9 protein-coding genes are annotated in these 14,778 nt (G+C 65.0%); 7 read left to right on the top strand and 2 right to left on the bottom strand.

Features of this window, described 5'->3' with window-relative positions; translation table 11 throughout:
• Positions 1-14 precede the first annotated feature (14 nt).
• The 6 genes from EN869_RS31480 to EN869_RS31450 all read left to right on the top strand — a co-directional run bounded on the left by EN869_RS31480 (position 15) and on the right by EN869_RS31450 (position 9,954).
• Positions 15-1,268, top strand: a complete 1,254-nt coding sequence (locus EN869_RS31480; RefSeq protein WP_127230477.1) for a sarcosine oxidase subunit beta family protein — start codon at positions 15-17, stop codon at positions 1,266-1,268.
• 10 nt (positions 1,269-1,278) lie between these two features.
• Positions 1,279-1,554, top strand: coding sequence for a sarcosine oxidase subunit delta (locus EN869_RS31475; protein WP_127230476.1), 276 nt, complete (start codon positions 1,279-1,281; stop codon positions 1,552-1,554).
• A complete protein-coding gene (locus tag EN869_RS31470; protein WP_127230510.1) occupies positions 1,554-4,538 on the top strand; it encodes a sarcosine oxidase subunit alpha in 2,985 nt (994 codons plus the stop codon). The genes EN869_RS31475 and EN869_RS31470 overlap by 1 nt, the downstream gene beginning before the upstream one ends.
• Positions 4,516-5,151 carry a sarcosine oxidase subunit gamma family protein gene (locus EN869_RS31465; RefSeq protein WP_245512389.1) on the top strand — a complete coding sequence of 212 codons (636 nt, stop codon included), beginning with the start codon at positions 4,516-4,518 and terminating at the stop codon, positions 5,149-5,151. The genes EN869_RS31470 and EN869_RS31465 overlap by 23 nt, the downstream gene beginning before the upstream one ends.
• A 359-nt stretch (positions 5,152-5,510) precedes the next feature.
• Entirely contained in the window at positions 5,511-7,880 is a 2,370-nt protein-coding gene (locus EN869_RS31455) for an aminomethyltransferase family protein (RefSeq protein ID WP_127230475.1), read from the top strand.
• A gap of 364 nt (positions 7,881-8,244) precedes the next feature.
• Positions 8,245-9,954 (top strand): APC family permease, encoded by a 1,710-nt coding sequence (locus EN869_RS31450; protein WP_127230474.1) that lies wholly within the window; start codon positions 8,245-8,247, stop codon positions 9,952-9,954.
• A 60-nt stretch (positions 9,955-10,014) separates the two neighbouring features.
• On the opposite strand, the gene EN869_RS31445 is transcribed toward EN869_RS31450, so the two are convergent.
• Positions 10,015-11,364, bottom strand: coding sequence for an LLM class flavin-dependent oxidoreductase (locus tag EN869_RS31445; protein ID WP_127230473.1), 1,350 nt, complete (start codon positions 11,362-11,364; stop codon positions 10,015-10,017).
• A 15-nt stretch (positions 11,365-11,379) separates the two neighbouring features.
• On the opposite strand from EN869_RS31445, the gene EN869_RS31440 reads away from it, so the two are divergent.
• On the top strand, positions 11,380-11,574 hold the full coding sequence (locus tag EN869_RS31440) for a hypothetical protein (protein WP_127230472.1): 195 nt from the start codon (positions 11,380-11,382) through the stop codon (positions 11,572-11,574).
• 40 nt (positions 11,575-11,614) lie between these two features.
• Here the strand turns inward: EN869_RS31440 and EN869_RS31435 are convergent, their stop codons facing one another.
• Positions 11,615-14,767: an efflux RND transporter permease subunit gene (locus EN869_RS31435; RefSeq protein ID WP_127230471.1), complete on the bottom strand. Its 3,153-nt coding sequence runs from the start codon at positions 14,765-14,767 to the stop codon at positions 11,615-11,617.
• Between the last annotated feature and the right edge of the window lie 11 nt (positions 14,768-14,778).

Genomic DNA, 14,778 nt, shown 5'->3' with positions numbered 1-14,778 from the left:
CTCGGAATGACGCAATGAAATATTCGATCTTCTCGCTCGCCCGCGCCGCCCTCTCCGGCCACAAGACCTGGCAGCCGACCTGGCGCGACGCAGCACCCAAGGATCGCTACGATGTGGTGATCATCGGCGGCGGCGGTCACGGGCTCGCCACCGCCTGGTTCCTCGCCAGCGAGTTCGGCATCCGCAACGTCGCGGTGGTCGAAAAAGGCTGGATCGGCTCCGGCAATGCCGGCCGCAACACCACCATTATCCGCTCCAATTACGGCCTGCCCGGCAACACCGGCTTCTACGAATTGTCGATGAAGCTGTGGGAGACGATGGAGCACGATCTCAACTACAACGCGATGGTCAGCCAGCGTGGCGTGCTCAACCTCTATCACTCCGACGCGCAGCGCGACGCCTTCGCCCGGCGCGGCAACACGATGCGCATCAACGGCATCGATGCCGAGCTGCTCGACCAGGCGGCGCTGCGCAAAATGCTGCCGTTCCTCAACTTCGACAATGCGCGCTTTCCCGTTCAGGGCGGGCTCCTGCAGCGGCGCGGCGGCACGGCGCGGCACGACGCCGTGGTCTGGGGCTATGCGCATGCGGCGAGCGCGCTCGGCGTCGATATCATCCAGAATTGTGAGGTCACCGGCTTCACGCGCGACGCCAACGGCAAGGTGACCGGGGTCGAGACCTCGCGCGGCAGGATCGGCGCCGGCAAGGTCGGCATGGCCGTGGCCGGCTCCTCCTCGCGCGTCGCGGCGATGGCGGGGCTTCGCCTGCCGATCGAAAGCCATGTGCTGCAGGCCTTCGTCTCCGAAGCGATCAAACCGCTCATTCCCGGCGTCATGACCTTCGGCGCCGGGCATTTCTACGTCAGCCAGTCCGACAAGGGCGGGCTGGTCTTCGGCGGCGACATCGACGGCTATAATTCCTACGCCCAGCGCGGCAATCTGCCGGTGATGGAAGATGTCTGCGAAGGTGGCATGGCGCTGATCCCGATGATCGGCCGCGTGCGGCTTCTGCGTCAGTGGGGCGGCATCATGGACATGTCGATGGACGGCTCGCCGATCATCGACAAGAGCCCGGTCGACGGCCTCTACATCAATGCCGGCTGGTGCTATGGCGGCTTCAAGGCGACGCCGGGCTCGGGCTTCGTTTTTGCCCATCTCATCGCCCGCGATCAGTCGCACAAGGAAGCCGCGCTTTTCCGCCTCGACCGCTTCCAGCGCGGCGCCATGATCGACGAGAAGGGCCAGGGCGCCCAACCGAACCTCCATTGAAGACCCAGCCATGCGCATAATCTGTCCCTACTGCGGCGAACGCGAACTCGGCGAGTTCACCTATCTTGGCGATGCCAAGCCGCAGCGCCCCGCGGCCGATGCCGGCGAGGACGCCGTCTACGATTACGTCTATCTGCGCGACAACATCGCCGGCGTGATGAGCGAGCACTGGTACCACGGCGGCGGCTGCCGGGCCTGGCTGAAGGTCACCCGCAACACGCTGACGCATGAGATTTCGGCCGTCGAGCCGGCGGCGGGCGTCGGCGCCGCCAAGGTTGGTGCGTGATGGTCGCCGGCGCGCAAACACACCGGCTGGCGAACGGCGGTGTCATCGATCGCTCAACGTCGCTGAGCTTCCGCTTCGACGGCAAGACCCTGCTCGGCTTCCAGGGCGACACGCTGGCCTCCGCGCTGGTCGCCAACGGCGTCAAGCTGGTCGGCCGCTCGTTCAAATACCATCGGCCGCGCGGCATCCTCACCGCCGGTTCAGAAGAGCCGAACGCGCTGGTCGAATTGCGCACAGGCGCACGGCGCGAGGCCAATACCAAAGCCACCACTGCCGAACTTTATGAGGGTCTCGAAGCCGCCAGCCAGAACCGCTGGCCGTCGCTCAATTTCGACGTGATGTCGGTCAACCAGCTGTTCGCGCCGATCTTCGTCGCCGGCTTCTACTACAAGACCTTCATGTGGCCGGCAAAATTCTGGGAAACGATCTACGAACCGGCGATCCGCCGCGCCGCCGGCCTCGGCCGCGCGGCGGGCGTTTCCGATCCCGACCATTACGACAAGGCCTGGGCGCATTGCGACGTGGTGATCGCAGGCTCCGGACCGACCGGTCTGGCGGCTGCCCTTGCCGCTGGCCGTAGCGGCGCGCGCGTCATTCTGTGCGAGGAGGATTTCGTCCTCGGCGGTCGCCTGCTGGCCGATGGCGGCACGATCGACGGATTGCCGGCGGCCGAATGGGTTGCACGCACGGTTGCCGAACTCGAAGCGATGCCGGATGTGCGCATCATGACGCGCACGACTTTGTTCGGCGTCTATGACGGCGGCACCTATGGCGCAATCGAGCGCGTCAACGACCACCTGCCGGTGCCGCCGGAACACCAGGTCCGGCAGCGGCTGTGGCGCATCGTCGCCAAGCGCTGCGTGGTTGCCGCCGGTTCGATCGAACGTCCGATCGTCTTTGCCGGCAACGACACGCCGGGCGTGATGATGGCATCGGCCATGCGCAGCTATATCAACCGCTACGCCGCTGCGCCGGCCAGACGCATCGCGCTCTTCACCAACAACGAGGATGGCTGGCGCACGGCCGAAACGGCGATCGCGGCAGGGCTGCAGGTGGCGGCCGTAATCGATGCGCGGCCGGACGTTTCGCCGGCGCATCGCTCGCTGGCCAGCAAGGCCGGCTTCCCGGTGCTGCATGGCTCCGTCAGCGGCGTCGACGGCGGCAAGAATGGCGTGCGCAAGATTTCCGTCGCGCTGACCGGTGGCGCGCGCGCCGAGGCCGAGGCCGACGGGCTCGCCGTCTCCGGCGGCTGGAACCCGGCGGTTGGCCTCACCTCCTACCATCGCGGCCGGCCGAAATGGCGCGACGACATCGCCGCCTTCGTGCCGGACGGCGCACCGCCCGGCATGATCGCCGCGGGCGCGGCCAACGGCGCCTTCGGGCTTGGCGCCTGCCTGCGCGAAGGGTTTGAGGCCGGTGCTGTCGCAGCACGCGATGCCGGGCGCAGCGGCAACATCGGCTCCATGCCTGTCGCCGACGACGAGGCTTTCTCGCTGACGCCGCTCTGGCATGTCGCCGGCAAAGGCAAGGCCTTCGTCGACCAGCAGCACGACGTCACTGCTTCCGATGTTGAGCTGGCGCAGCGCGAGGGTTTCGAATCGGTCGAGCATCTGAAGCGCTACACGACGCTCGGCATGGCGACCGACCAGGGCAAGACCTCGAATGTCGCCGGCCTGGCCATCATGGCCGCAGTCACCGGCAAGTCGATCCCGGAGACGGGCACTACGATCTACCGGCCGCCCTATGTGCCGGTCGCCATCGGCGCCTTCGCCGGCCATCACCGCGACGAGAATTTCCATGCGACACGGCTGACGCCCTCGCATCAGTGGGCGGCCGAACAGGGCGCGGTGTTTGTCGACACCGGTCTTTGGAAGCGGGCGCAGTGGTACCCCCGCGCGGGCGAGAAGGACTGGCTGGAATCGGTGACCCGCGAGGTCAAGGCAGTGCGCAGTGGCGTCGGCTTCTGCGATGTCTCGACGCTCGGCAAGATCGACGTGCACGGGCCCGACGCCGGCGCCTTCCTCGACCGCGTCTACATCAACGCCTTCTCCAGCCTCGCCGTCGGCAAGGCGCGCTACGGGTTGATGCTGCGCGAGGACGGCATCGTCTATGACGACGGCACGACCTCGCGGCTGGCCGAGGACCACTATTTCCTCACCACCACCACGGCGAAGGCCGGGCTGGTGATGCAGCATCTGGAATTCTGCCGCCAGGTGCTGTTCCCTGAGCTTGATGTGCAGCTGACTTCCGTTTCGGATCAGTGGGCGCAGTTCTCCATCGCCGGGCCGAAGACCCGCGACCTCTTGAAGGAGATCGTCGATCCGGCCGAGGATCTGTCGAACGAAGGCTTTCCGTTCATGGGCGCGCGCGAGGTCAAGCTGCGCGGCGGCCTGAAGGCGAGACTGTTCCGCATCTCCTTCTCCGGCGAGATGGCGTTCGAGATCTCGGTGCCGGCGCGTTACGGCGAGGCCATGGCGCGCAATCTGATGATTGCGGGAAAGCCATTCGGCGTGACGCCTTACGGTACCGAAGCGCTCGGCGTGATGCGCATCGAGAAGGGGCATGTCGCCGGACCGGAACTCAACGGCACCACCACTGCCGGCGATCTCGGCCTCGGCAAGATGATGTCGACCAAGAAGGATTTCATCGGCCGCGTCATGGCCGGCCGCGAGGCGCTGGTCGCGCCGGACCGACAGGTGGTCGTCGGCATCAAGCCGACAGACAAGGCGCGCCGCCTGCGCTCCGGCGCGCATATCATTCCGAAGGGCGAGACGCCCGGCCCCGGCAACGATCAGGGCTATGTCACCTCGGTCTGCTTCTCGCCGGTGCTCGACCAGTGGATCGGGCTCGGTCTCGTTGAGCGCGGCCGCGAGCGCATCGGCGAGATCGTGCGCGCGCACGATCCGCTGCGCGGCGAGGACTATGATGTCGAACTCTGCAATTCCGTCTTCTACGATCCGGATGGAGGGCGCCAGCGTGGCTGATTTTTCCTGGGACGTCCGCAGCCCGCTCGACCGCGCGCTGGTCGCCGGCCGTTATGGCGCGCAAGGCGACGTCGGCGTGTCGCTGACCGAGATCCGCAATTTCGACCTCGTGCAGGTGATGGCGCGGCGTGGTCAGGCCGGTGAGATGATCGCGGCTGCGAAGGCGCGCTTCGGTGTTGGCGCGCCGGAAACGCCGAAGGCTGTCAGCGCATCAGATGCGACGCTGATCTGGTCCGGACCGGATCAATTCTTCGTGCTGTCGAAAGGCGGCAAGCACACGATGGAATCACTCACCCCTGGCTTTGCCGGGTCGGCTTCGCTTTCAGACCAATCGCACGCGCGGGCCCTGATCAGCATATCCGGAGAGAAGGCGCGCGCGATATTCGCCAAGCTGTCGTCGATCGACCTGCATCCCGATGTGTTCGGGGTCGGCACGGCGGCAGCCACGTCGATGGATCATACGAGCGTTACGCTGTGGCGAGGTGGTGATCGCGATGGCCAGGCTGTGTTCAATCTCCTGGTGTTCGCGACTTTTGCTGAGAGCCTCTGGCATACCATTCTAGACTCCGCTGCCGAGTATGGCGCGACCATCGGCCATTCCGAGGATCTTTAGCGTCCAACCGGCGAAACTCGGCGCTGCCCCTCATCTGCCTGCCGGCATCTTCTCCCCGTATCGTGACGGGGAGAAGGGGCTGGCCGCAACGACGGCACTCCGACCTGCAGCGTTGGTGATTGGCGAAATCGAAGGCGGCAGCGTCCTTCGCCCCGTTCACGGGGAGAAGGTGCCCGAAGGGCGGATGAGGGGCAGCGCCAGCGTTCGGAGATTGAGCTGGTTGATTAAGGCCTATCTGAACGGCAGGGCCCATGACGACACCGACACCTGCTTGCCAAACGCCCTCACCCTGCTATTCTCTCTGCGAAAATAATTTTACCCCTAGGCAAACTTGTTTCTCGCTCGGAGGAGGGTTTGAGATGAGCCAGTCGCCCTACCCCGCCGTCCTGTCCGGGCCGCCCAAACCCAGCCTGATCCTGCGCCCCGGCGAGATCCGCCTGCCGCCGGGCCTCGAGCGCTACACTGTGCAGGGCAATGGCGCGGTGCTGATCGACGTCGAGGCCGGCGACAGCGTCAGCATGACCAATGTCGAAGGCGGACAGCCCTGCGAGTTGCTGGCCTGGGACAAATCCGGCGTCACCGATCCCGGTATTTTCGGCGAGCGCTCCAATAGCAGCGCGGCCGGCATCAAGGCGCTGCTTGCCGAAGGCGACGACAGCCTCGCGGCGCTGCGCCTCAGCCTCGAGCGCCGCAAAGTGCAGCTCGACCAGCCGAAGGCCGTGCGCGTGTTCGGCGGCGCCACGCCGGCCGGCACAGAGCAGAGCTTTTCCGTGCAGCGCGACGGCGCGCTGCTGATCGCGGCTCCGGGCGGGCCGATGCTGGTCGACGGCCACAACACGGCTACGCCGCTGATCGTTCTGGTGCGCCGCGCCACGGTCCGGCTGAAGACAAGAGGGCAGCTTGCCGATCCGCTCGCCGATCCGGTGCTCGATCTCAGAGTGCATTCGGCGACCGCCGAAGCCTATTTCGTCAAGGCCGGCGACTATCTGCAGATCATCGATGTCGACGGGCGGCAGTGCACCGATTTCCAGTGCTTTTCGGCGCGCAAGCTGGACAAGGGCCGCGACCTGCCGCTCGACGTGACGACGACACGCACGCTGATGGGCTCGGCCTATCCGATGCCCGGCCTGCATTCGAAATATTACGACCAGGACATGGAGCCGCTGGTCGAGGTGGTGCAGGACACATGCGGCCGGCACGATGCCTTCGCACTCGCCTGCGCCGCGAAATATTACGACGACATCGGCTATCCCGGCCACACCAACTGCTCGGAGAATTTCAACAAGGCGCTTGCCGACAAGGGCGTGACGCCCCGCACCGGCTGGATGGCAATCAACTTCTTCTTCAATACGTCGATCGACGCGCATGGCGTGATGGTGTCGGACGAGCCGTGGTCGCGCCCGGGCGACTATGTGCTGCTCAGGGCGCTCACCGACATCGTCTGCGTGTCCTCGGCCTGCCCGGACGACACCACGCCCGCCAATGGCTGGGACCTGACCGACATCCATGTTCGCAGCTATTCCGGCCAGCACAAATTCTCGCGAGCGATCGCCAGACGCATGAAGCCCGACTCGGAACCGAAAATGACCCGCGAGACAGCCTTTCATTCGAGCTTTGCCAAGCACACGCGCGACTTCGTCGAATACCGGGGCTATTGGCTCGCCAATTCCTTCGCCAAGGAAGGCGCCATCGCCGAATACTGGGCCTGCCGGCGGGACGCGGTGATCATGGACCTGTCGCCGCTGCGCAAGTTCGAGGTCACCGGACCCGATGCCGAAGCGCTGCTGCAATACACGCTGACCCGCGACGTCAAGAAGCTCGGCGTCGGCCAGGTGGTCTACACCGCCATGTGCTACGAGCATGGCGGCATGATCGACGACGGCACGCTGCTGAGACTCGGCAAGGACAATTTTCGCTGGGTCGGCGGCGACGATCTGTCCGGCGAATGGCTGCGCGAGACCGCCAAGAAGCTCGGCCTCAACGTGCTGGTGCGCTCCTCCACCGACCAGATGCACAACATCGCCGTGCAGGGACCGAAGAGCCGCGACATCTTGAAGGAAGTCGTCTGGACCTCGCAGGTGCAGCCCTCGATCGGCGAGCTCGAATGGTTCCGCTTCGCGGTCGCGCGCATCGGCGGCGGCAACGGCGTTCCGGTCGTGGTCTCGCGCACCGGCTATACAGGCGAGCTCGGCTATGAGATCTGGTGCCATCCGCGCGACGCCGAAAAAGTGTTCGACGCCGTCTGGGAAGCCGGCCAGCCGCATGGGCTGAAGCCAATGGGCCTGCAGGCGCTCGACATGGTGCGCATCGAAGCCGGGCTGATCTTCGCCGGTTACGAATTCTCCGACCAGACCGATCCGTTCGAGGCCGGCATCGGCTTCACCGTGCCGCTCAAGACCAAGGCCGACGACTTCATCGGTCGCGACGCGCTGATCCGGCGCAAGGAGCACCCGCAGCACAAGCTCGTCGGGCTCGACATCGATGCCAACGTCGCGGTCGGCCATGGCGACTGCGTCCATGTCGGCCGCGCCCAGATCGGCGTGGTCACCTCGGGCATGCGCTCGCCGGTGCTCGGCAAGAATATCGCGCTGGCCAGGCTCGACGTCACCCACGCCGACATCGGCACCGAGGTCGAGATCGGCAAGCTCGACGGCCACGCCAAGCGGCTGCCGGCGCGAGTCGTCGCCTTCGCGCATTACGATCCGCAGAAGACCAAGCCGCGCTCCTGATAGCGGCAACCCTTCCCTTCTCCCCTTTTGGGAAGAGGTGGCTCGGCGCGCAGCGCCGAGACGGATGAGGGGTGTTCCAGGGAACGCCAACGCCTCACTCCGCTGGAACACCCCTCATCCGTCGCCTTCGGCGACACCTTCTCCCACAAGGGGAGAAGGGGAAGAGAGCATGTTTCGCAAGCGTGATGTGCATGACATTCACAAAACGCTTGACGCGAAAGCGCGTCGGATCAATCTTCACTCTTAAGAAAAAAATACGACTGAGTGGAAACACGACGGTCATGCCGATCATGTGCCGGGGAGCAAGCTTCGCGAGAGCCGAAGCATCGCTGGCGGGGAACAACAAAAAGGGGAATACAAACATATGAGCACCATAAGCACGGCCCTCGAGCAGCCTGCCGAAAGCAAGCTGCTCAGGCATATCGACTGGCGTGGCGCCTTCTGGGTGGCAAGCGGCGTTCCGGCGCTCGTCCTGTTCTCGATCGGCGGCATTGCCGGGACAACCGGAAAGCTCGCCTTCGTGATCTGGACGGTGTCCATGATCATGGGCTTCCTGCAATCCTTCACTTATGCCGAGATTGCTGGCCTGTTCCCGAACAAGTCGGGCGGCGCCTCGATCTACGGCGCAACCGCCTGGCTGCGCTATTCCAAATTCATCGCGCCGCTGTCGGTGTGGTGCAACTGGTTCGCCTGGTCGCCGGTGCTGTCGCTCGGCTGTTCCATCGCCGCCGCCTATATCCTCAACGCGCTGGCGCCGATCCCGGTCTTCTCCGAGACCTCGCCGGAGGTTGTCGCCTATATCGCTGCCCATGCCGGAACGGCGCCTGCCGATGCCATCGCGGCGGTGACGGCCGCGGCGACGCCGGCAATCCGCACATGGACGCTGTGGGGCCATACGCTCGGCCCGGTCTCGTTCACGCTCAACGCCACCTTCTTCATCGGCGCGGTGCTGATGCTGGTCATCTTCGCCATCCAGCATCGCGGCATCCTCGGCACGGCCAATGTGCAGAAATATATCGGCCTGCTGGTCATCATCCCGATGCTGATCGTCGGCGTCGTGCCGATCTTCACCGGACAGATCGACTGGGCGAATTTCTCGCCGCTGGTGCCGCTCGCCGCCGCCTACGCGCCGGATCCAGGCTCATGGAACATCGCCGGCTGGACGCTGGCGCTCGGCGGCATGTTCATCGCGGCCTGGTCGACCTACGGCTTCGAGACCGCGGTCTGCTACACATCGGAGTTCAAGAACCCCGGCACCGATACGTTCAAGGCCATCTTTTATTCCGGCCTGCTCTGCATGCTGCTCTTCATCCTGGTGCCCTTCACCTTCCAAGGTGTGCTCGGCCTCAACGGCATGCTGGCGACGCCGATCGTCGACGGCTCGGGCGTGGCCGATGCGCTGGCCGGCATGGTCGGCGGCGGCAAGATCATCCACAGCCTGCTGGTCATGCTGATGATCCTGGCGCTGGTGCTCTGCATCATGACGGCGATGGCCGGCTCTTCGCGCACGCTCTACCAGGGCTCGGTCGACGGCTGGCTGCCGCGCTATCTCAGCCACGTCAACGAGCACGGCGCGCCGACAAGGGCGATGTGGACCGATCTCTGCTTCAACCTGGCCGTTCTGGCGATCGCCTCGGCCGACGCGACGAGCTTCTTCTTCATCCTCGCCGTGTCGAACTGCGGCTACATCATCTTCAACTTCCTCAACCTCAACGCCGGCTGGATCCATCGCATCGACAACGGTCACATCAACCGGCCTTGGCGTGCGCCGTCCTGGCTGCTCGGCATCGGGGCCATCTTCGCCTATGTCAACGCCATCTTCATGGGCGCCGGCGCCAAGGTGTGGAACCCGATGGCGCTGTGGGCCGGCCTGATCACCGCGGCGCTGATCATCCCGGTGTTCTGCTTCCGCCACTACATCCAGGACGGCGGCAAGTTCCCGGAGCACATGCTGGCCGATCTCGGCATGGCCGGGGCCGACCTCTCGGTCAAGAAGGCGGGCATGCTGCCCTACCTGACGCTCGCCGCCGGTGTGATCGTGATGCTGATCGCCAACTGGGTGTTCGTCATCTGACGTGGCAACCTGAAAGCAAACGGGCGCGCTTCGGCGCGCCCGTTTGCTTTTGCTGTCCCGTCAGCCCGCTTTGCGAACCGCCGCTTCTTCGAAGAACCGGTTCGGCGGCCGCTTCAGGCCGAGACTCTCGCGCAGCGTCGATCCTTCATATTCGCGCCTGAATATCCCGCGCCGCTGCAGTTCGGGCACCACCTTCTCGGCGAAATCGTCGAGCCCGGCGGGCAGATAGGGGAACATGACGTTGAAGCCGTCGGAGCCGTCGCCGAGCAGCCACTCTTCCATGTCGTCGGCAATGGTCTTAGGCGTGCCGACAAAGGCCAGACCGGAATAGCCGCCCAGACGCTGGGCCAGTTGACGGACCGTGAGGTTTTCCCTGCGCGCCAGGTCGATGACGCGCTCGCGGCTGCTCTTCGAGGCATTGGTCTCGGGAATGTCGGGCAGCGGAGCGTCGGGATCGAAGCCCGACGCATCATGGCCGAGCGCGATCGACAGCGAGGCGATGCCGCTCTCGTAGTAGACGAGGCTGTCGAGCTTTGCCCGCTTGGCCCGCGCCTCCTCGACGCTGTCGCCGACGATGACGAAAGCGCCGGGCAGGATCTTGATGTCGTCCCGCGCGCGGCCGAGTTTTTCCGCGCGGCCTTTGACGTCGGCAAAGAAGCGTTGACCGGATGCCAGGTCGGACGGCGCCGCGAAGATCACCTCGGCGGTTTCGGCGGCCAGCTGACGCCCTGCGTCGGACGCGCCGGCCTGGACGATCACTGGCCAGCCCTGCACCGGCCGCGCGATGTTGAGCGGGCCGCGCACCGACAGGTGCTCGCCCTTATGGTCGAGCACATGCAGTTTCGATGTATCGAAGTAGAGCCCGCTTTCGGCATCACGGATGAAGGCGTCGTCGGCAAAACTGTCCCACAGCCCGGTCACGACATCGTAGAACTCGCGCGCCCGGTGATAGCGCTCGTCGTGCTCGACATGTTCGTCGAGGCCGAAGTTGAGCGCAGCGTCGGGATTGGACGTGGTGACGATGTTCCAGCCGGCGCGGCCGCCGCTGATATGGTCGAGCGAGGCGAAGCGGCGGGCAATGTGATAGGGCGCGTCGAACGTCGTCGATGCGGTCGCGACCAGGCCGATGTGATCGGTGACGGCGGCAAGCGCCGACAGCAGCGTGAACGGCTCGAAGGACGTCACCGTATGGCTGCGCCGCAGCGCCTCGATCGGCATGTTGAGCACGGCCAGATGGTCGGCCATGAAGAAGGCGTCGAACTTTGCCGCCTCGAGTGTCTGCGCGAAACGCTTCAGATGCGCAAAGTTGAAGTTGGCGTCGGGATAAGCGCCCGGATAACGCCAGGCGCCGGTGTGAAGACTGACGGGGCGCATGAAGGCGCCAAGTCGTAGCTGCCGTTTTTCTGACATAGGGATGATCCAGCGATGGACGAGCGTTGCCGCTCCGATATTCCGCGCAGGATCGGCCTGTATCAAGCTCGTGAAAAGGAAATCTGTTTTGCCGAAACCTCCGCGCGGAGCATATTCGCCCGGCGCGAGTGCCCCCTGACGCGGATCATCCGCCACCGGCTTTTGCCGATGGCGGATGATTCAGGTTGCCACCTTATCGTTTCGGCATGACCTTCTCCGAGAACCGCTACGCACTTCTCGGGGTCATGCTCTATTCCGCGGCCAGGGCCAGTTGCGGTCTTTCAATGCCTTCGATCTGTTCCGGCTCGGGCGCCTGCTCGTCGGTCTTGGCCTTCTTCGGCGCACGGCCGAAGAACAGGGCGTAACCGGCCGGCAGCACCAGTATGGTGAGCACGGTGGCGACGAGGATGCCGCCCATCATGGCGTAGGCGAGCGGTCCCCAGAACACTGCGCGCGAGATCGGGATCAGCGCCAGCACGGCGGTCAGCGCCGTCAGCATGATCGGCCGGAAGCGGCGCACGGCGGCGCCGACAATCGCCTCCGATCGATCCATGCCGGCCGCGATGTCCTGGTCGATCTGGTCGACCAGGATGATCGAATTGCGCATGATGATGCCGAGCAGCGCGATGACGCCGAGGATGGCGACGAAGCCGAACGGCGCGCCGCTGATCAAGAGCGCGGCGGCAGCGCCGATGATGCCGAGCGGACCGGTGGCCAGCACCAGCATCGACTTGCCGAAATGCTGCAGCTGGACCATCAGCAGCACGACGATGATGGCAAGCATGATCGGCGCCTTGGCGGCGATCGAAGCCTGGCTTTCGGCCGAATCCTCGGCACCGCCCTGGATCTCGACCTTGTAGCCGGGCGCCAGGCCGGCGCGCAGGTCCTTCATGTCGTTATACATCTTGGTGACAACGTCGTTCGACTGGACGCCGTCCGGCAGCGTGGCGCGCACGCTGATCGTCGGCAGGCGGTCGCGCCGCCATTCGATGCCCTGCTCCATGACGGGCACGACCTTGGCCACCTGCGACAGCGGCACCGAGCCGCCGAAGTCGGTCGGGATATAGACCGAGTCGACCGAAGACAGGATATGGCGTGTCGCGTCTGGCTCGCGGGCGACGATCGAGACCGTCTCCTCGCCGTCGCGGAAATCGTCGAGCGGCGCGCCTGACATTGTGGCCTGCAGCATCTGGCGGATACGCTGCGAGCTGACGCCAAGGGCACGGGCACGGTCCTGGTCGATCACCAGCTTCATCGCCGGTACCGGTTCCAGCCAGTCGTCATGGATGGCGCCAAGCAGCGGATTGGCCTGGAACCTCGCCTTCACCTCGTCGGCGATGCGGCGCACCTCGTTGCGGTCCGGACCCATGATGCGCATCTGCACCGGCCAACCGGTCGGCGGGCCGAGGAAGAGGCGGTCGACCTTGCCGCGGATCGAGGGGAAATCCTGCGCCAGGATCCTGCGCATCTTGACGATCAGCCGCTCGCGCGCCGGCTCGTCCTTGGCCATAACCAGCAACTGGGCGAAGTTGGGGTTGCGCAGCTGCTGGTCGAGCGGCAGGAAGAAGCGCGGCGCACCTTCGCCGATATAGGTGGCGATGAAGCGCTTGTCGGGATCGTCCATCATCTTGGCTTCCAGCGCCTTGGCCTGGTTCTCGACCTCCTTGATCGAGGTGCCTTCCGGCAGCCAGAGATCGACCAGGATTTCCGGCCGCGAGGATTGCGGGAAGAAGTTCTGCGGGATGAACTGGAAGGCCCACAGGCTGGTGGCGAAGGTGACCAGCGTCATCACCAACACGATGATGCGGTGACGCACGGCCCAGGTGACCGTCGCGCGCAGGCGGCGATAGAAGCGGGTGTCGAACACATCGTGATGCGTGCCGGCGTGCTTGCGCTGCTTCAGGATCATGTAGCCCAGCCACGGCGTGAAATAGACCGCTACGAACCACGACACGACCAGCGCGATGCCGACGACATAGAACAGCGTGCGCACATATTCGCCGGCGGTGGACGCCGCGAAGCCGACCGGGATGAAGCCCGCCGTGGTGATCAGCGTGCCGGTGAGCATCGGGAAGGCGGTCGAGGTATAGGCGAAGCTCGCCGCCTCGATCTTGACCAGCCCTTCCTCGAGCTTTCGCTCCATCATCTCGACGACGATCATGGCGTCGTCGACCAACAGTCCGAGCGCGATGATCAGCGCGCCGAGCGAGATGCGCTGCAGGTCGATGCCGATCTCGTACATGATGGCGAAGGTGGCGGCCAGAACCAGCGGGATGGCGATGGCGATCACCAGGCCCGAGCGCCAGCCGATCGACAGCAGCGAGACGGCAAGCACGATGAGCAGCGCTTCGCCGAGCGCCTCCATGAACTCGCTCACCGCGTCCTTGACGACCTGGGGCTGGTCGGAGATCTGGTCGACCGACACGCCGTAAGGCAATCCTGCCTCGAAGCGCTGATAGGTCGCCTCGACGTCCTTGCCGACGTCCCTGACGTTGAAACCTTTGGCCATGACCACGCCAAGCTGGACACTCTCATGGCCGTTGAAGCGGTATTTGCGTTCGTAAGGATCCTCGAGGCCGGACGAGACGGTGGCGATGTCGCCGAGACGCGTCACCTGGCTGCCGGAACGGAGCCTCAGCTCGCGGATGTCGGCGGCCTTGGTGACGTCCCCCTCGACCGAGATGCGCACCGAGCGCAGGCCGGTGTCTACATTACCCGCCGGATCGACGGCGTTCTGCCCTTTGACGGCGTTCTGCAGATCGAGAATGGTCAGGCCGCGCTCGGCCAGCGCCTTGGAGGAGACGTCGATATAGATCTTCTCGGGCTGGTCGCCGATGATGACGGCCTTCTCCACGCCCGGCGTCGTCAACAGCATGTCGCGCGCCTGGATGGCGAATTTCTTCAGCTCCGGATAGGTGAAGCCGTCGCCGCTGATCGAGTGCAGCGTGATGAACGTGTCGCCGAACTCATCGTTGAAATACGGGCCGAGCAGGCCCTGCGGCAGGTCGCTGGAAATGTCGCCGACCTTCTTGCGCACCTGATAGAAGGCGTCCTTCACCTGGTCGGCATTGGTGTCACCCTTCACCTGAAGCGTGATGATCGCGCTGCCGGCGCGCGTGTAAGAGCGCACGAAATCGAGATGCGGCGTTTCCTGCAGCTTGCGCTCGATCTTGTTGACGACCTGGTCCTCCATGTCCTGGATCGAGGCGCCCGGCCAGATCGCCTGCACCACCATGACGCGGAAGGTGAAGTCCGGGTCTTCCTTCTGACCCATGCGCATCAGGCCGAGCGCGCCGGCAAGGATGATCAGCCCGAACAGGAAGCGCGCGATGCTCGGATGTCCGATCGCCCATCGCGACAGGTTGAAGGGCCGCTTTTCGGTGCTGCTGTCCGTCGTGGTCATGGCACAAGTCC

The organism is Mesorhizobium sp. M2D.F.Ca.ET.226.01.1.1 (assembly GCF_004022705.2).
In the GTDB taxonomy this organism is placed as follows: Bacteria; Pseudomonadota; Alphaproteobacteria; order Rhizobiales; family Rhizobiaceae; genus Mesorhizobium.
Note: the sequence above shows the minus strand (reverse complement) of the source record. Positions and strands in the feature narration are given on the sequence as shown.